This is a genomic window from Pseudomonas putida (genome assembly GCF_026625125.1).
GTDB classification, from domain to species: Bacteria; Pseudomonadota; Gammaproteobacteria; order Pseudomonadales; family Pseudomonadaceae; genus Aquipseudomonas; species Aquipseudomonas putida_X.
On the sequence record NZ_CP113097.1, the window covers coordinates 1,133,536 to 1,150,796 of the forward strand.

The 17,261-nt window shown below is 62.8% G+C and carries 14 protein-coding genes; 6 read left to right on the forward strand and 8 right to left on the reverse strand.

Annotated elements, in window-relative coordinates; genetic code table 11:
- Positions 1-5 precede the first annotated feature (5 nt).
- On the forward strand, positions 6-797 hold the full coding sequence (gene pcaD, locus OSW16_RS05235; RefSeq protein WP_267821252.1) for a 3-oxoadipate enol-lactonase: 792 nt from the start codon (positions 6-8) through the stop codon (positions 795-797).
- 10 nt (positions 798-807) lie between these two features.
- Positions 808-1,206 carry a 4-carboxymuconolactone decarboxylase gene (gene pcaC, locus OSW16_RS05240; RefSeq protein WP_241804785.1) on the forward strand — a complete coding sequence of 133 codons (399 nt, stop codon included), beginning with the start codon at positions 808-810 and terminating at the stop codon, positions 1,204-1,206.
- A 34-nt stretch (positions 1,207-1,240) separates the two neighbouring features.
- Here pcaC and OSW16_RS05245 read toward each other — a convergent pair whose 3' ends face one another.
- The 5 genes from OSW16_RS05245 to ttgA all read right to left on the reverse strand — a co-directional run bounded on the left by OSW16_RS05245 (position 1,241) and on the right by ttgA (position 9,381).
- On the reverse strand, positions 1,241-1,753 hold the full coding sequence (locus OSW16_RS05245) for a DUF962 domain-containing protein (protein WP_241804786.1): 513 nt from the start codon (positions 1,751-1,753) through the stop codon (positions 1,241-1,243).
- 153 nt (positions 1,754-1,906) lie between these two features.
- Entirely contained in the window at positions 1,907-3,160 is a 1,254-nt protein-coding gene (locus OSW16_RS05250) for an OprD family porin (RefSeq protein WP_267821256.1), read from the reverse strand.
- Between the two features lie 459 nt (positions 3,161-3,619).
- Positions 3,620-5,074: an AdeC/AdeK/OprM family multidrug efflux complex outer membrane factor gene (locus OSW16_RS05255; protein ID WP_267821258.1), complete on the reverse strand. Its 1,455-nt coding sequence runs from the start codon at positions 5,072-5,074 to the stop codon at positions 3,620-3,622.
- Positions 5,071-8,223 (reverse strand): multidrug efflux RND transporter permease subunit TtgB, encoded by a 3,153-nt coding sequence (gene ttgB / locus OSW16_RS05260; protein ID WP_267821260.1) that lies wholly within the window; start codon positions 8,221-8,223, stop codon positions 5,071-5,073. Before ttgB ends, OSW16_RS05255 begins: the two co-directional genes overlap by 4 nt.
- Before the next feature lie 3 nt (positions 8,224-8,226).
- A complete protein-coding gene (gene ttgA / locus OSW16_RS05265) occupies positions 8,227-9,381 on the reverse strand; it encodes a toluene efflux RND transporter periplasmic adaptor subunit TtgA (RefSeq protein ID WP_267821263.1) in 1,155 nt (384 codons plus the stop codon).
- 256 nt (positions 9,382-9,637) lie between these two features.
- Here ttgA and OSW16_RS05270 point away from each other — a divergent pair, with 256 nt between their 5' ends.
- The gene (locus tag OSW16_RS05270; protein WP_267821265.1) at positions 9,638-10,270 is read left to right on the forward strand and encodes a TetR family transcriptional regulator; all 633 of its coding nucleotides are present in this window, start codon (positions 9,638-9,640) and stop codon (positions 10,268-10,270) included.
- Between the two features lie 73 nt (positions 10,271-10,343).
- Here OSW16_RS05270 and OSW16_RS05275 read toward each other — a convergent pair whose 3' ends face one another.
- Positions 10,344-11,795 carry an MDR family MFS transporter gene (locus OSW16_RS05275; protein ID WP_267821267.1) on the reverse strand — a complete coding sequence of 484 codons (1,452 nt, stop codon included), beginning with the start codon at positions 11,793-11,795 and terminating at the stop codon, positions 10,344-10,346.
- A gap of 394 nt (positions 11,796-12,189) precedes the next feature.
- Here OSW16_RS05275 and OSW16_RS05280 point away from each other — a divergent pair, with 394 nt between their 5' ends.
- Positions 12,190-13,059 carry an isocitrate lyase/PEP mutase family protein gene (locus OSW16_RS05280; protein WP_241804793.1) on the forward strand — a complete coding sequence of 290 codons (870 nt, stop codon included), beginning with the start codon at positions 12,190-12,192 and terminating at the stop codon, positions 13,057-13,059.
- Positions 13,060-13,165: 106 nt separating this feature from the next.
- Here OSW16_RS05280 and OSW16_RS05285 read toward each other — a convergent pair whose 3' ends face one another.
- Entirely contained in the window at positions 13,166-14,041 is an 876-nt protein-coding gene (locus tag OSW16_RS05285; protein WP_267821270.1) for a LysR substrate-binding domain-containing protein, read from the reverse strand.
- A 111-nt stretch (positions 14,042-14,152) separates the two neighbouring features.
- Here OSW16_RS05285 and OSW16_RS05290 point away from each other — a divergent pair, with 111 nt between their 5' ends.
- Entirely contained in the window at positions 14,153-15,790 is a 1,638-nt protein-coding gene (locus OSW16_RS05290; RefSeq protein ID WP_267821272.1) for a 5-guanidino-2-oxopentanoate decarboxylase, read from the forward strand.
- A 12-nt stretch (positions 15,791-15,802) separates the two neighbouring features.
- Here the strand turns inward: OSW16_RS05290 and OSW16_RS05295 are convergent, their stop codons facing one another.
- Positions 15,803-16,723 (reverse strand): AraC family transcriptional regulator, encoded by a 921-nt coding sequence (locus tag OSW16_RS05295; protein WP_267821274.1) that lies wholly within the window; start codon positions 16,721-16,723, stop codon positions 15,803-15,805.
- Between the two features lie 202 nt (positions 16,724-16,925).
- Between OSW16_RS05295 and OSW16_RS05300 the strand changes: the two genes are divergently transcribed.
- On the forward strand, positions 16,926-17,219 hold the full coding sequence (locus OSW16_RS05300) for an antibiotic biosynthesis monooxygenase family protein (protein WP_241804797.1): 294 nt from the start codon (positions 16,926-16,928) through the stop codon (positions 17,217-17,219).
- The last annotated feature ends 42 nt before the right edge of the window (positions 17,220-17,261 follow it).

Genomic DNA, 17,261 nt, shown 5'->3' on the forward strand with positions numbered 1-17,261 from the left:
CCGCTGTGGCGCATTTGCAACTGGCCGATGGCGTACTGAACTATCGACTCGATGGCCCGGATGATGCCCCGGTGCTGGTGCTGTCCAACTCCCTGGGGACCGACCTGGGCATGTGGGACAGCCAGATTCCGCTGTGGAGCGAGCATTTCCGTGTACTGCGTTACGACACCCGCGGTCACGGCGCTTCGCTGGTCACCGATGGCCCCTACAGCATCGAGCAACTGGGCGGTGATGTACTGGCGCTGCTCGATGCGCTGGATATCGCCCATGCCCACTTCGTCGGCCTGTCCATGGGTGGCCTGATCGGCCAGTGGCTGGGGATCAATGCAGGCGAGCGTCTGCACAGCCTGACCTTGTGCAATACTGCTGCCAAGATCGCCAATGACGAGGTGTGGAATACCCGCATCGACATGGTGCTCAAAGGCGGGCAGCAAGCCATGGCCGACCTGCGCGACGCCTCGATCGCTCGCTGGTTCACCCCTGCTTTTGCCCAGGCTCAACCTGAGCAGGCGCAGCGCATCTGCCAGATGCTCGCGCAGACCTCTCCACAGGGCTATGCCGCCAACTGCGCGGCGGTACGCGATGCCGACTACCGTGAGCAACTCGGCCGTATCCAGGTGCCTACGCTGGTTGTCGCCGGTACCGAGGACGTGGTGACCACGCCGGAACATGGCCGCTTCATGCAGGCCGCGATCATCGGTGCCACCTATGCCGAATTCCCGGCAGCGCACCTGTCCAACGTCGAGATCGGCGAGGCGTTCAGCCTTCGCGTACTTGACTTCCTGCTGGCTCGCTGAGGACTCTGCCATGGATGAGAAACAACGCTACGACGCCGGCATGCAAGTACGCCGCGCGGTACTGGGCGATGCCCATGTAGATCGCAGCCTGGAAAAACTCAACGACTTCAATGGCGAGTTCCAGGAAATGATCACCCGCCATGCCTGGGGTGATATCTGGACCCGCCCGGGCCTGCCACGGCATACGCGCAGCCTGATCACCATCGCGATGCTGATCGGCATGAACCGCAACGATGAGCTCAAGTTGCACCTGCGCGCAGCGGCCAACAACGGCGTGACCCGTGATGAGATCAAGGAAGTGCTGATGCAGAGCGCTATCTACTGTGGTATCCCGGCGGCCAATGCCACCTTCCACCTGGCAGAGTCGGTGTGGGATGAGCTGGGTGTAGAGTCTCGTCAACAGCCGTGAAGCTCACGCCTGTAGGGGCGGCCTTGGGTCGCGCCTACACAGAGCGCAGCGCCACCGGCCCGGCATTGGCCTCCACAGCCTGCTTGAGCGCCGGGCACATGCCCAGCATGAATGCCGCTTCTGCCACCACGAACAGCGGCCCTATGATCAGCCCACTGATATCGTCGACGAAGGCAGGCTTGCGGCCTTCGTAGTAATGCCCGACGAACTGGATGATCCAGCCCAGCACGAACGCTCCTGCCCCAGCACTGAGCCACAGCGCGGTGCTTTGCAGCGCCAATGCCTGGCCAACCCATAGGCACAGCCCCAGCAGCAAACCCATCACCAAGCCGAAACGCAGGTCCAGGCGCAGGTAGAACCACACCGACGCCGCAGCGGCCAGCAGGGCAGGGGACAGCCACACCCCGGCCACGTCCCAGCCTGGGCGCGACAGCAGGATGGTCACTGCCAGCACGATCAGCGGAATGCCGACGAAGTGGGTAGCGATATTGCGTGGGTCGCGGTGGTAGCTTGCGTACTGGCTCAGGTGTTCGACGAGGTTTTTCATTGTCGTTCCTCCCTCGGTGGCCTGCCTGCATGGGGTAGCCTGTGCCGCCGTGGTGGGGGCACAGGCCACTCATGATGCTCAGGATAGCCTGTGGCGCACCACCATCATCAGCTTAGCGAATGGTGGCACTGCGCATGGCTGATGGCCGGGGGATCACAACAGGTTCAACGGGTAGCTGACGATCAACCGGTTCTCATCGAACGCGTTGGTGCTGAAGTCCCTGCGCATGGTGGAGTTGCGCCATTTCACCGAAAGATCCTTGAATGACCCCGACTGCACCACGTAGGCCAGTTCGGTTTCCCGCGCCCATTCCTTGCCGTCCTCGATGCTGCCAGAGGTGACATTGTCACCTTTGATGTAGCGGTTCATCAGGGTCAGGCCCGGAATACCGACGCTGACGAAGTTGAAGTCATGGCGCACCTGCCAGGACCGTTCCTTGGCATTGTCGAAGCTGGAGTTGTAGCTGTCGTTGGCCAGGGTGCCACCGCTGGTGCCGTTGACCCGCAACCAGGCATCGTCGCCACTGACTTTCTGCAGGCCGACGTAGAAGGTGTTGCCCTTGTAGCGTGCAGAGAGCATCGCCGAGGCAGTGCGGTTGTCGAGCTGGCCTGCACGTTCGGCGCCGTCTTCCTTGCCGATGAAGTAGCCGAGGTTGGCGCCCAGGGTCCATTCGCCCAGCGGCTGGCTATGTACCAGGTTGATGTACTGCTGACGGTAGATGTCCTTGAGCTGGGCATCCCACACGCCGATCATCGTGCGCTTGTCGTTGAAGGTGTATTCGCCACCGCCAAAGTTGAAACGATCGGAGGTGAACGCCGCTCGGCCGTTGAGCGACATGTCTTCCATGCTTGCGTCGTTGCGCGGGCTGTTGGCGCGGAACTGACCTGCGTACAGGGTCAGGCCCTCGATCTCTTTCGAGGTGAGCTGGCCGCCACGGAAGGTCTGCGGCAGCGAGCGGCCGTCATCCGAGCGCAGGATCGGCAGCACGGGCATCCATTCGCCTACTTTCAGCTCGGTCTGCGACAGCTTGGCTTTCAGCGCAACGCCCAGGCGGCCGAAGTCGTCGGCAGGCCGGCCGTCATCGTGGACCGGTAGCAGGTGGGTGTTGGTGGTGCCTTTGCCGCCGTCGAGCTTGACCGAGTACATGCCCAGCACATCCACGCCGAAGCCTACGACGCCCTGAGTGAAGCCGGAGCGGGCATCGAGGATGAAACTCTGCGTCCATTCCTCGCCCTTGGCTTGGGAGTGCGCCGGGTCGACGAAGTTGCGGTTGATGTAAAAGTTGCGCAGGTTGAGGGTGGCCTTGGCGTCCTCCATGAAACCGCCTTCGGCGGCCAATGCGGGGAGGGCGCAGGAGATGGCCAACAGGCCGGGCAGCAGCTGGCGTGCGGGGTGCGAAATGCTCATCTGTCGTGGATCTCTTGTTTTTATTGGCGAACCGGTGCGCTGCAGCGTGCGGCCTGCAGGGCGGGTCTTTTCTGTCAAATTGGCAACGTGTTGCTGGGGAGGATGGTGCGGGGGAGGGCAGCGGTGAGGCAATTCGCCGCAAGCGGAAGCGGGCGATAATCGAACGGAATGTTCCAGGTGGTTAATTATTTGTCAGGCAGCGTGGTGATGTATAAACATCCCTGGCAGTCATGACAGCCAGTAAGCGTTTTCAGGGCTGCTACGCACCCCATCGCCGGCAAGCCGGCTCCCACAGAGTTCTGGGGTGCACCTCAGACAGTGGACATCCCTCCATCTTTCGGGGTGCAGTCCATCCCTGTGGGAGCCGGCTTGCCGGCGATGGGCCGCAAAGCGGCCCCAATACGCTGGACTGACTGGCAGCACCGCCAGGGATGGGCTTGGTGCTTTCAACCCGAGCACTCAGCTCTTCGGTGTTGCCGCCGATGCCTGCTGATTGGCCTGGCCAGTCTTCTCATACCAGCCACCGCCGAGCGCTTTATACAGGTTGACCTCGCTGGTCAGCTGCGACAGGCGATCGGTGATCAGTGACTGCTGTGCACTGAACAGGTTGCGCTGGGCATCGAGGAAGGTCAGGTTGCTGTCGATGCCGATGCGGTAACGGCGTTCGGCCAGGCGGTAATAATCCTGGTTCGCCTGCACCAGGTCACGTTGCGCCTGCAACTGCTCTTCGAAGGTCTTGCGCGCCGCCAGGCCATCGGAGACTTCCTGGAAGGCGGTCTGGATGGTCTTTTCATACTTGGCGACGTTGATGTCCTTCTGGATCTTCGAATAGTCCAGGCTGGCCTTCAGGCTGCCGGCGTTGAAGATCGGCAGGTTGATCTGCGGCTGGAACAGCCAGGTCCCCGAACCACCCTTGAACAGCCCGTCCATGTCCGGGCTCAGGGTGCCCGCGTTGGCGGTCAGGCTGATGCTCGGGAAGAACGCTGCGCGCGCTGCGCCAATGTTGGCATTGGCGGCCTTGAGCAGGTGTTCGGCTTCCTGAATGTCCGGGCGGCGCTGAAGAAGGTCCGACGGCAGGCCAGCCGGCACTTCCGCCAGCTGGTCGGCATCGAGCCCCAGCGGCTTGGGCAGGTCGGCCGGGATGCCGGTACCCACCAGCACAGCCAGGCTGTTGAGGTCCTGGGCTACCAGGCGCTGGTATTGCGAGTACTTGACCCGTGCCCCTTCCACAGCGGTGCGCGCCTGGCTGAGGTCGAGCGCCGACGCCACACCGACTTCGTTGCTGCGGCGGGTCAGGTTGTAGCTTTCTTCGTAGGTCTTGAGCGTTTCTTCGGTCAGCTTGAACAGCGCCTGGTCGGCCTGCCAGGTGTAGTAGGCGTTGGCCACGCTGGCCACCAGGGCGATCTGCGTGGAGCGCCGCGCCTGCTCACTGGACAGGTAGGTTTCCAGAGCCTGCTCGGTCAGGCTGCGTACGCGGCCGAACAGGTCCAGCTCATAGGCGCTGACACCCAGGGTGGCCGAGTACTGGCTGGTGATGTTGGCTTCGCCGGTGGTCGACAGGTCAGCCGGGACGCGCTGGCGGCTGCCGCTGCCAGTGGCCGAAACCGCCGGGAACAGGTCAGCGCGCTGGATGCGGTACTGCGCACGGTAGGCATCGAGGTTCAGCGCCGCCACGCGCAGGTCGCGGTTGTTGACCAGCGAAGTCTGGATCAACTGCTGCAGTGCCGGGTCGTGGAAGAACTGGCGCCAGCCCTGTTCGGCGGCGGCCACATCGGCCGACTCGGTCGGCGAGTACGCAGGGCCTTGCGGCCACTGCGCAGCCACCGGTGCTTCCGGGGTCTGGTAGTCAGGGATCAGCGAGCAGCCGCCGAGAATGAAAGCGGTTACCGCAAGGGACAACAAAGACTTGGTCATTGCCCAGCCTCATAACGTGGAGTTTCAGGGGTGGCGTCCTTTTCCGGCTTTTTGCTGCCGAACAGCGACGACACTGCGACGAAGAACAGCGGTACCCAGAAGATGGCCAGCACGGTCGCACTGATCATGCCGCCAATTACCCCAGTACCGATGGCATGCTGGCTGCCCGCGCCCGCGCCGCTGGAAATGGTCAACGGTACCACGCCCAGGATGAATGCCAGCGAGGTCATGATGATCGGGCGAAGACGCATGCGGCATGCCTCGATCGCTGCGTCAAACAGGCTCTTGCCTTGCTCGTGCAGTTCCTTGGCGAATTCCACGATCAGGATCGCGTTCTTCGCCGCCAGGCCGATGGTAGTCAGCAGGCCGACCAGGAAGTACACGTCATTGGACAGGCCGCGCAGGCTGGTGGCGATCAGCGCACCGATGATGCCCAGTGGAACGACAAGCACGACGGCGATCGGGATCGACCAGCTTTCATACAGTGCAGCCAGGCACAGGAACACGAACAGGATCGAGAGGGCGAACAGTGCCGGCATCTGCGAGCCGGAGAGTTTTTCCTCGTAGGACATGCCGGTCCAGGAGTAGCCGATACCGTCCGGCAGTTCGCCAGCGATACGCTCCACCTCGGCCATGGCTTCACCGGTACTGTAGCCAGGGGCCGGGGCACCGAGGATTTCCATCGCCTCGACGCCGTTGTAGCGCGAGAGCTTGGGCGAACCGTAGGTCCACTCGCCGGTGGCGAAGGACGAGAACGGCACCATCTCGCCTTCGCCGTTGCGCACGTACCACTTCTGCAGGTCTTCCGGGCTCATCCGGGCGTTCGCTTCGCCCTGGATGTACACCTTCTTGACCCGGCCGCGGTCGATGAAGTCGTTGACGTAGCTGGCACCCAAGGCAATCGACAGGGTGTTGTTGATGTCGGAGATGGTCACGCCCAGGGCGCTGGCACGTTCGTCATCGATGGTCAGCTGGTACTGCGGCTCATCGTTCAGGCCGTTCGGGCGCACGCCGCTGAGCACCTTGCTCTGGCCAGCCTTGGCCAGGAACTGGTTGCGCGCTTCCATCAGTTTTGCATGGCCGACGCCCCCACGGTCCTGAAGGAATACGTCGAAGCCGGTGGCGTTACCCAGTTCCATTACCGCAGGCGGCGCGAAGGCGAACACCATCGCATCACGGAAGCTGAAGAAGTGCTGCTGGGCACGCTCGGCCAGGCCGAACACGCTGTTCTCCTTGGTGCGCTCGTCCCATGGCTTGAGCATGATGAACGCCATGCCCGAGCTTTGCCCGCGACCGGCAAAGTTGAAGCCGTTGACGGTGAACACCGACGACACGGTATCGGCTTCGTCCTTGAGCAGGTAATCACGCATGTTGTCGATCACCACCTGGGTGCGCTCAGCACTGGAACCGGCCGGGGTCTGTACCTGGGCGAACAGTACGCCCTGGTCTTCCTCTGGCAGGAACGCGGTAGGGATGCGGGTGAACAGCCAGATCATGCCGACGACAATCAAGACATAGCCCAGCAGGAACGGCACCTTGTTGCGCAGGATGGTGCCCACGCTGCGCTCGTAGCCGTTCACGCCGCGGTCGAAGTTACGGTTGAACCAGCCGAAGAAGCCACCTTTGGCTACATGGTGCTCGCCCTTTTTGAGTGGCTTGAGCATGGTGGCGCACAGGGCCGGGGTGAAGATCAGCGCCACCAGCACCGACAGGCCCATGGCCGAGACGATGGTGATGGAGAATTGCCGGTAGATCACCCCCGTGGAGCCACCGAAGAAGGCCATCGGCAGCAGTACTGCCGACAGTACCAGGGCGATGCCCACCAGCGCGCCCTGAATCTGCTCCATCGACCGCTTGGTTGCCTCTTTGGGCGGCAAGCCTTCCTCGGACATGACCCGTTCGACGTTCTCCACCACGACGATGGCGTCGTCCACCAACAAGCCAATGGCCAGAACCATGGCGAACATGGTCAGGGTGTTGATGCTGAAGCCCGCTGCGGCAAGGATGCCGAAGGTGCCCAGCAATACCACCGGTACGGTCATGGTGGTAATGATGGTGGCGCGGAAGTTCTGCAGGAACAGGTACATCACCAGGAATACCAGGACCACGGCTTCGATCAGGGTGTGGATAACCCCGCTGATCGATTCGGTGACCACCGGTGTGGTGTCATACGGGAATACCGCTTTCACCCCTGGCGGGAAGAACGGCTCCAGCTCGCTGATGGTGTTGCGCAAGGCCGTGGCGGTATCCAGGGCGTTGGCACCGGTTGCCAGCTTGACCGCAAGGCCCGAGGCCGGCTTGCCGTTGAACTGGGCGCTGATGGCGTAGTTTTCGCCACCCAGGCCGACCTGGGCAACATCACTCAGGCGAACCTGCGAACCGTCGCTGTTGACCTTGAGCAGGATCTTCTCGAACTGCTCGGCGGTCTGCAGGCGGGTCTTGCCGATGATGGTGGCGTTCAGCTGGGTGCCCGGCATGGCAGGCAGGCCACCGAGCTGGCCGGAGGAGACCTGCACGTTCTGCGCGGCGACCGCGTTCTTGACGTCGACCGGGGTCAGCTGGAATTTGTTCAGCTTGGCCGGATCGAGCCAGATACGCATTGCGTACTGTGCACCGAATACCTGGAAGTCACCCACACCTGCCGTACGCGAAATCGAGTCCTGCATGTTGGAAACGATGTAGTTGGCAAGGTCATCCTTGGTCATGGTGCCGTCTTCTGACACCAGGCCGATCACCATCAGGAAGTTCTTCACTGCCTTGGTGACGCGGATACCTTGCTGCTGCACTTCCTGCGGCAGCAGTGGGGTGGCCAGGTTCAGCTTGTTCTGTACCTGAACCTGCGCGGTATCAGGGTTGGTGCCCTGCTCGAAGGTGGCGGTGATGGTCATGCTGCCGTCGGAGTTGCTCTCCGAGGACACATAACGCAGGTTGTCGATGCCGTTGAGCTGCTGCTCGATCACCTGCACCACGGTGTCCTGCACGGTTTGCGCCGAGGCGCCCGGGTAGGTCACGGAGATGGCGATGGCCGGCGGCGCAATGCTCGGGTACTGGTTGATCGGCAGCTTCAGGATCGACAAAGCGCCGACGAGCATGATCACCAAGGCGATCACCCAGGCGAAGATCGGGCGATCGATAAAGAACTTCGACATGGTTTACTCCGCTTTGGCGTCTGCTTTGGCCGAGCTGGCCTGATCAGGGCTGCCCGGTTTCTTGACGTTGGTGGCATCGCCGACCTTGACCTCGACACCTGGGCGCACGTACTGCAGGCCTTCGGTGATCAGGCGGTCGCCCGGGTTCAGGCCTTCTTCGATCAGCCAATCGCTGCCCAGGGTGCGGCTGGCCTTGAGCTGGCGCAGTTCGACCTTGTTCTCCTGGTTGACTACCAGCGCAGTCGGTTCACCCTTGAGGTCACGGGTCACGCCTTGCTGCGGGGCCAGGATGGCATTGCTGTTGACCCCGGCCTTGAGCCGCGCGTGCACGAACATGCCGGGCAGCAGGGTGTGGTCAGGGTTGGGGAAGATGGCGCGCAGCGTCACCGAACCTGTGGTCTCGTCGACCGCCACTTCGGAGAACTCCAGGCGACCTTCCTGCTTGAACAGGCTGCCGTCTTCAAGCACCAGCTGGACGGAGGCGGCGTTGTCGCCGGACTTCTGCAGCTGGCCACTTTCCAGGTCACGACGCAGTTTGAGCAACTCGGCGGTGGACTGCGTGACATCGACGTAGATCGGGTCGAGTTGCTGGATGGTAGCCATGGCATTGGTCTGGCCATTGCTCACCAGCGCACCTTCGGTGAACGACGAGCGACCGATACGGCCACTGATCGGCGCCAGTACCTTGGTATAGCGCAGATCGATCTGGGCGCTCTTGAGCGCGGCCTCGGCCTGCAATCGTTTGGCATTGGCGTCGTCGTATTCCTGCTTGGACACCGCCTGTTCGTCGATCAGCTGCTTGTAGCGCTCGGCCAGCGAGCGGGTGGCCTGCAGGTTGGCCTGGGCGTTGGCCAAGGTCGCCTCGTAGACGGCAGGGTCGATCTGGTACAGCTGCTGACCGGCCTTGACGTCGCTGCCTTCCTTGAACAGGCGCTTGAGAATGATGCCATTGACCTGTGGGCGCACTTCGGCAACGCGATAGGCGCTGGTGCGCCCCGGCAGCTCGGAGGTCAAGGTGAAGGCCTGGGGCTGGATTGTCACGACGCCGACCAGAGGAGCCTGTGCTGCGGGCGCGGCTTCTTCTTTCTTACAGCCACTTAGCAGAGTTGCCAGGGCGACGGCGGAAACCAGAGCGGTAACGGCTGGCTTGAATTGCATGAGGATCCTCGGGTCGCTAGAGCAGGGAGACGCTCAAGAGTAATGGAAGAGTCTTGTCAGAAAAAATGCTATCAGGTTGGATAAATAGCTTACTAACGAATATACTTACATTCATGGTTGTTTGTAAATACCGTAGGGTGGTACTTGGCTACTATCCGGCCCCTTGATTAGCCCATCCGGAGGCGCCCTTCAGAGGTGACCCCGGCGGATTCCCCACCGGCAACGTGCCTGTGGGCCCAGATGAGGTTGTACTGCCATGGTCCGTCGAACCAAAGAAGAAGCCCAGGAAACCCGAACTCAGATCATCGAGGCGGCGGAAAAGGCTTTCTACAAGCGTGGGGTTGCACGAACCACCCTTGCTGACATCGCCGAGCTGGCGGGCGTGACCCGCGGTGCCATCTACTGGCATTTCAACAACAAGGCGGAGTTGGTCCAGGCGCTGCTCGACAGCCTGCACGAAACCCATGACCACTTGGCGCGCGCCAGTGAAAGCGAGGACGAGCTGGACCCCCTTGGCTGCATGCGCAAGCTGCTGTTGCAAGTGTTCAACGAGCTGGTGCTCGACGCCCGGACCCGGCGTATCAATGAGATCTTGCATCACAAGTGCGAGTTCACCGATGACATGTGTGAAATTCGCCAGCAGCGCCAAGGCGCGGTGCTGGATTGCCACGAAGGCATTACCTTGGCGTTGGCCAATGCCGTACGCCGTGAACAGTTGCCGGCCGGGCTGGATGTGGAGCGAGCGGCCGTGGCCCTGTTTGCCTATGTCGATGGCCTGATCGGGCGCTGGTTGCTCCTGCCAGACAGCTTCGATCTGTTGCGCGATGCCGATCAATGGGTGGACACCGGGCTGGATATGCTGCGCTGGAGCCCGGCGTTGCGCAAATGACACTTTGTTAAGGAGTGTGAGGGAGTGTTTTCCCTGAGTATTAAGGGATGATTAATACCTTCAAGGTGTGCCCCTAGCGTCCACGCAACTGCCGGTCTGGCAATGCCACCGCCGCGATCAGCCCGAGCATCGCCACTGCGGCGCTGCCCAGCAGCAGGTACCTGAAGGTTTGCAGTAATCGTGCCTGGGTTGCTGGGTCCGCTTCGCCTGCCTGCAGGCTCCCCAGCAACGGATTACCCAGCAACTCGAACCCACCCTGATGCAGCAGTGCCAGCAATACGCTGGACATGCATGCCACGCCCATCGCGCCGCCCAGTGAGCGGAACAGGTTGGTCGTGCTGGTGGCCACGCCGATGTCCTTGCTGTCCACGGCGCTCTGTGTGCCTACCAGCGATGTCGGGAACTGCAGCCCGCAGGCGATCCCGGTGAACAGCATGAATAGCGCGCTGAGTACCCCCGACTGTGGTGGGGTGATGGCCATGGCGAAGATTGCCACCGGCATCAGCAACGCACCGGCGAGGATCTGCGGCTTGTAGCGGCCAGTGAAGCTGGTCATGCGCCCGCCGGTGAATGCACCGATAGGCAAGCCGATGGCCAAGGGCAGCAGGTGTAGCGCCGCGCTGTCGGCCCCGGCCCCGGTGATGCCCTGGTAACGCAGGGGCATCAGCATGGTCAGAGAGATCGATTGAAAGCTGGCGAAGAAAATCACCGCCCAGCACAGCACGGCAACCCGGTTGCCGAACAGCCCCAGTGGCAGCAATGGCTCCTGGCAGCGACGTTCATGCCCGATGAACAAGGCCGCGCCAAGCCCGGCGCAGGCGAACAGGGCCACCACGGCAGGCGCAGTCCAGGCATGGCCCTGGCCGACCAGGGTAATGCCCAGTAGCAGGCTGCCCAGGCCAAGGATCAACAAAACCGCCCCCACATAGTCCACCTGGGCCCGCCGCCGTTGCACGGGTATGCCCCGTAGGGCGCGGTGGAGGGCCCAGAGGGCGACCATGCCCAAGGGCAGGTTGATCCAGAACACCCAGCGCCACGACAGGTATTCGGTCAGCCAGCCACCTAGCACCGGCCCTGCCACACTCGCTGCGGCATACATGCTGCTGAAATAGCCCTGGTAGCGCCCACGCTCGCGCGGCGGCACGAAGTCGCCGATGATCGCCTGGCTCACCGAGACCATTCCGCCCGCACCGATGCCTTGCAGTACGCGCGCCAGCACCAGTTGTTGCATGTCTTGGGCCAGGGCGCAGGCGATGGAGGCCAGGGTGAACAGACTGATGCCGGTAAGGATCATGCGCCGGCGCCCATACAGGTCCCCCAGCTTCCCGTAGATCGGCACCGCCACGGTCATCGCCACCATGTAGCCCGAAATCACCCAGGCCAGCAGCCCGACGTCATTGAACTGCGCGGAAATGGCGGGCAGTGAGACGGCGACGATGGTCTGGTCCAGGGCGCCAAGGAAAATGGCCAGCATCAACGCGTTGAGCACGTTACGCAGGCCAGCAGGAGGCAGGGCGGCGGTCACGGGGGTACCTTGTTTGAAGGACGGCGGTGGCTTGGGCGGCCCGCGAAACGGGTCGGCATCAAGTGTGCAATCAAGTGTGCAATTGTAACCCGACTTAGGTAGCTACCTATCCACTATCTGCATCGCCTATGCAAGATCGGCATTGGCGCATTCATCCAGTGCTGCATGGCCGCGTGATATCGTGCATAGGCCGCAGAGCCTTGAATCCTGGGGTTGCACCAGCGTGGTGCAACATTATGTCGCAGGTTTCCAGTGCCGCTGTTTCCCACACCTTTTATTCCTCTGCCTGCATGTCGAGCATGACCGCCCAGATGGCGACGGTTGGAACAGGTCAGGTAGACCCGATTCAGGGGTCGGTAGCAACCGTTCAATTTCACGTATAAGCGGAGTGATCATGCCCAAGGCTTCCCATCAAGATCTGCGTTTTGCCTTCCGCGAGCTGCTCGCTTCAGGTTCCTGCTATCACACGGCGTCCGTGTTCGACCCGATGTCGGCGCGTATCGCCGCTGACCTGGGCTTTGAAGTCGGCATTCTCGGCGGCTCGGTCGCCTCGCTGCAGGTGCTGGCCGCACCAGACTTCGCCCTTATCACGCTGAGTGAATTCGTCGAGCAGGCTACCCGCATCGGCCGGGTGGCCCAGCTGCCGGTGCTCGCCGATGCCGACCACGGTTATGGCAATGCGCTGAACGTCATGCGCACCGTCGTCGAACTGGAACGCGCCGGTGTGGCTGCGCTGACGATCGAAGACACGCTGCTGCCGGCCCAGTTCGGGCGCAAGTCCACCGACCTGATCCCGGTCGAGGAGGGCGTTGGCAAGATCCGTGCGGCGCTGGAGGCACGGGTAGACGCTTCGCTGTCGATCATTGCCCGGACCAACGCCGGTGTGCTCAGCACCGAAGAAATCATCGTGCGCACGCAGAGCTACCAGAAGGCCGGTGCCGACGCCATCTGCATGGTGGGTGTCAAAGACTTCGAGCAACTGGAGCAGATTGCCGAGCACCTGAGCGTGCCGCTGATGCTGGTGACCTATGCCAACCCGAACCTGCACGACGATGAGCGCCTGGCGCGCCTTGGCGTGCGGATCGTGGTCGATGGCCATGCCGCCTATTTTGCCGCGATCAAGGCCACTTATGACTGCCTGCGCCTGCAGCGCGGTCGGCAGAACAAGTCGGAAAACCTCACCGCCACCGAGCTGTCGCACACCTACACCCAGCCTGAGGACTACATCCGCTGGGCCAAGGAATACATGAGCGTCGACGAGTGACCGGCATGGCGCCGTTCCGCCTGGCGGGCGGCGCTCAACGGGCAAGCACCCTAGGGCATTCGTTGGCCGGTGCTTGCCGATACTGCCGCGCTTCGGGCCCAGCCGTTCAGCGGTTGGCGCGCGCTTGCAGCCAAGCCATCAACTCGACCAGCCCAGGCGGCACATTCCTGGCCTGACAGGCCAGGTAATAGCCTTTGCCGGTCATCACCTTGAGCCCGAACGGCATGCACAGCCTGCCGCTTTTAAGGTCGTCACCTATCAGCGCCCAATCACCTATGGCCACCCCGGTGCCCTGGGAGGCCATTGCCATGGCCATGTCCAAGGTTTCGAAATGCTGCCTGGGCCCTTGAGTGTCGAAGGCGACCCCAGCGGCTTGTAGCCATAGGCGCCAGTCATGTTCATCCCGCGAGGGGTGCAGCAGCATGTGGCGCTGAAGGTCCCCAACCTCTTTCAGTGGCACCGGCCCTGCCAGTAACGAGGGGGCGCATACCGGCGTGAGCTGTTCCTCGAACAGCTTGCACACGTGCAGCCCATGGTTCGGCGCATCGCCGTAGACGACCGCTGCATCGAACCCTTCACGACGAAAATCCACGCCATGCTGCACTGTGGTGGTCAGCTCCACAGGCACATCCGGGCGCAGCGCCTGCCATTCCATCAGGCGCGGCAGCAACCAGCGCATCACGCAGGTCGGCGCCTTGAGCTGGAGGGTCGCGCTGCGCCCGCCCACTTCCCGTACGCCCTGATCGATCAAGGCGAATACCTGCTGCACGCGCGGCAGCCAGTCTTGCCCTTCACGGGTCAGGCTCAGGCCACGGGCCTGGCGCTGGAACAAGGCGTACCCCAGGTGCTCTTCGAGCCCAGCGATCTGCCGGCTGACGGCGCCCTGGGTGATATGCAACTGCTGTGCGGCACGGGTGAAGTTGCAGTGCTGGGCGGTGATCAGGAAGGTGTGCAGGGAGGAAAGCGGTGGTAGGCGTTTCATCGCTCAAGCCATGATTTAAAGACATGGCTAGTATGTTTTTTTTTGCCTTGTCGCGATAGCCCCGGTTGGGTCCAATGAGCGCAGATTTCAACGGATACAAGGTGAAACGTGATGACTACCTGCGGCGAAGTACTGGTCAAACTCCTCGAAGGCTATGGCGTTGACCATGTTTTCGGCATTCCCGGCGTGCATACCGTGGAACTCTACCGAGGCCTGGCGGGCTCGTCGATCCGGCATGTCACACCGCGCCACGAGCAAGGCGCGGGCTTCATGGCTGACGGCTATGCGCGTACGCGTGGCACGCCGGGGGTATGTTTCATCATCACCGGCCCCGGGATGACCAACATCACCACCGCGATGGGCCAGGCTTACGCTGATTCGATCCCGATGCTGGTGATTTCCAGCGTGCAGTCGCGCAGCCAGCTGGGCGGGGGGCGTGGCAAGCTGCACGAGCTGCCCAATCAGAGCGCCCTGGTGGCTGGGGTGGCCGCGTTCTCGCACACCTTGATGAGCGCTGATGACTTGCCGCAGGTACTGGCGCGCGCGTTCGCCGTCTTCGATGGCGCCCGGCCGCGCCCGGTTCATATCGAGATTCCGTTGGATGTGCTGGTCGAGCCTGCCGACCACCTGCTACCGGGGCGCCCTGTGCGCAGCAGCCGGGCGGGCGCTGCGCCGCAGGCGGTGGCACGGATGGCCGAACGTCTGGGCAAGGCGCGCAAGCCATTGATCCTGGCCGGCGGCGGTGCGTTGGCTGCCGGCCCTGCGTTGGCGCGCATGGCCGAGTATCTGCAGGCACCGGTGGCACTCACCATCAATGCCAAGGGCCTGCTGCCCTCTGACCATCCGTTGCAGATCGGTTCGACCCAGTCGCTGGTCGCTACCCGTGCGCTGGTGGCAGAGGCAGATGTCGTGCTGGCGATTGGCACCGAGCTAGCTGAAACCGACTACGACGTGACATTCAAGGGCGGCTTTGAAATCCCTGGCGCACTGCTGCGCATCGACATCGATCCGGACCAGACCGTACGCAACTACTTGCCGGAGCTGGCGCTGGTCGCCGATGCCGAGCTGGCAGCGCAGGCACTGCTCGATGCCCTGCACGACCTGCCACAGCCTGCTCGCGAGGGCGCGTGGGGGGCGGCACGCGTAGCGCGCCTGCGCGCGTCACTGAGTGCGACATGGGACCCGCCAACCCTGAGCCAGACCCGTTTGCTGACCAGCATTCTGGAACGTTTGCCCAACGCCATCCTGGTGGGCGATTCGACGCAGCCTGTGTACAGCGGCAACCTGACCCTGGATATGGACCAGCCACGCCGTTGGTTCAATGCCTCGACCGGCTACGGCACCTTGGGTTATGCGCTGCCAGCGGCGATGGGGGCGTGGCTGGGCAGTGCCGAGCGACCCGCCGCGCGTGCCCCGGCAGTGTGCCTGATCGGGGACGGTGGGCTGCAGTTCACTTTGCCGGAGCTGGCCAGTGCGGTGGAGGCCCAGGTGCCGCTTATCGTGCTGTTGTGGAACAACCAGGGCTATGAGGAAATCAAGAAGTACATGGTCAACCGTGCCATCGAGCCGGTCGGGGTGGATATCCATACCCCTGATTTCATCGGCGTGGCACGTGCCTTGGGGGCTGAAGCGGAACAGGTCGGCGATGTGCAGCAGCTGCAGGCGGCCCTGGGGAGGGCCGTGGAGCGTAATGGGCCGACGTTGATCCAGGTCGATCAGAACCAGTGGCAGGCAGCGGTCAAAGGCTGAGCCCGTAAACCATCACCCGGCACTGGCCCGCAGCCGTGCCACATCCCGAATCGGCGGGGCGCCATACAGCCGGCTGTATTCGCGGCTGAACTGCGAGGGGCTTTCATAGCCCACCCGGTAACCTGCCACCGCCGCCTCGAGGCCGTCGTTGAGCATCAGGCGGCGGGCCTCCTGCAGGCGCAATTGCTTCTGGTATTGCAACGGGCTCATGGAGGTCACGGCCTTGAACCTGTGGTGCAAGGTTGACGTGCTGAGGTTGACCTCACGCGCCAGGTCCTCGATGCGTAGCGGCTGGTGGAAGTTCTGATTGAGCCAGGTAATGGCTTGGCACACCCGGTGCGTCTGGCTGTTGGCCAGGGCTATTTCATACAGGCGGTAGCCCTGAGGGCCGCGCAGCAGTCGGTAAAGGATTTCCCGGCGGATCAGCGGCGCGAGCATGGCGATGTCACGCGGCGAGTCCAGCAGGCGAATCAGCCGCAGCAGCGCGTCGAGCAGTTGCGGATCGGTCCTTTCCACGTACAAACCACGGCCTGAGGGCAGGTTGGGCACCAGCATCGGCCCGCTTTCGGCGATCAACTGGCTGATCTCGGCCGGGTCGAGGTCCAGGCGCAGGCCCAGGCTGGGGTTTTCCGGGCTGGCATCGAGCTTCGCGCCGCTGAGCGGCAGGGTCACCGATACCACCATGTAATGCAGCGGGTCGTAGGCATACTGCTCGTCGCCCAGAAACAGCGTCTTGCTGCCTTGGGCAAGGACACACAGAGCCGGCTGGGCCAAGGTCGGCACCGAGCGCACGTTCTCGGTGTAGCGCACCAGGTACAAGTCGTCGATGGCCGACGCGGGGCCGTGGGCCTCGCCGGCATGTCGTCCGATCAGCTCGGCCAGTTCCTGGCGCTGCACTTCCAGAGTCGGATCAATGGACGGGACGGTGGTCATGATGGCTTTCCTCTGCTGACCGACGCAGCATAGGTTTGGGCAATGCTGGGCGCTAGTCCAAAGCTGCACGCCGATTGCCTGATCCTGCCGCGCGGCAGGATCAGGCAATCGGCGTGCAGTAATGGCCTAACGCGCCGCGCGAGGGCGCCACTAACCTTGGCAGCCTGGTTTTCCCGTCCATCTGCTCCAAGGAGATCGTGCAATGGCCCTTCTACAACCGGTCACCCATTTGGCTTTCATCCGTGCCAGCAGTGGTCGCTCGGCAGAGCTCGGCGTGCGTTTGCGGGACCTGCTCGAACCCTCGCTGAGCGCGCCTGGCTGCCTGAGCTTTACCGTACAGCGCTCGCAGGCCGATGCCGATCTGTGGCTGCTCAGCGGGAGCTGGCGTGACCAGCAGGCGATGACAGGTTATTTCGAGTCGCCAGCCCTGCAGGTGTTCGGCGAGCTGGTGCAAGCCCAGGTGGTCAGCAGCCTGGATCTGCATACCTTTGGTTGAATGCCACGCCGCGCGGGGTAGAATCCCGCCCCTTGATCAACG

Excerpts from the sequence above, each read along its gene's own strand:
- OSW16_RS05280 (WP_241804793.1), top strand. The coding sequence starts at position 12,190 with ATGCCCAAGGCTTCCCATCAAGATCTGCGTTTTGCCTTCCGCGAGCTG.
- OSW16_RS05250 (WP_267821256.1), bottom strand. The coding sequence starts at position 3,160 with ATGAGCATTTCGCACCCCGCACGCCAGCTGCTGCCCGGCCTGTTGGCC.
- OSW16_RS05295 (WP_267821274.1), bottom strand. The coding sequence starts at position 16,723 with ATGACCACCGTCCCGTCCATTGATCCGACTCTGGAAGTGCAGCGCCAG.
- OSW16_RS05245 (WP_241804786.1), bottom strand. The coding sequence starts at position 1,753 with ATGAAAAACCTCGTCGAACACCTGAGCCAGTACGCAAGCTACCACCGC.
- ttgA (WP_267821263.1), bottom strand. The coding sequence starts at position 9,381 with ATGCAATTCAAGCCAGCCGTTACCGCTCTGGTTTCCGCCGTCGCCCTG.
- OSW16_RS05270 (WP_267821265.1), top strand. The coding sequence starts at position 9,638 with ATGGTCCGTCGAACCAAAGAAGAAGCCCAGGAAACCCGAACTCAGATC.
- OSW16_RS05255 (WP_267821258.1), bottom strand. The coding sequence starts at position 5,074 with ATGACCAAGTCTTTGTTGTCCCTTGCGGTAACCGCTTTCATTCTCGGC.
- ttgB (WP_267821260.1), bottom strand. The coding sequence starts at position 8,223 with ATGTCGAAGTTCTTTATCGATCGCCCGATCTTCGCCTGGGTGATCGCC.
- OSW16_RS05300 (WP_241804797.1), top strand. The coding sequence starts at position 16,926 with ATGGCCCTTCTACAACCGGTCACCCATTTGGCTTTCATCCGTGCCAGC.
- OSW16_RS05285 (WP_267821270.1), bottom strand. The coding sequence starts at position 14,041 with ATGAAACGCCTACCACCGCTTTCCTCCCTGCACACCTTCCTGATCACC.
- OSW16_RS05290 (WP_267821272.1), top strand. The coding sequence starts at position 14,153 with ATGACTACCTGCGGCGAAGTACTGGTCAAACTCCTCGAAGGCTATGGC.
- pcaC (WP_241804785.1), top strand. The coding sequence starts at position 808 with ATGGATGAGAAACAACGCTACGACGCCGGCATGCAAGTACGCCGCGCG.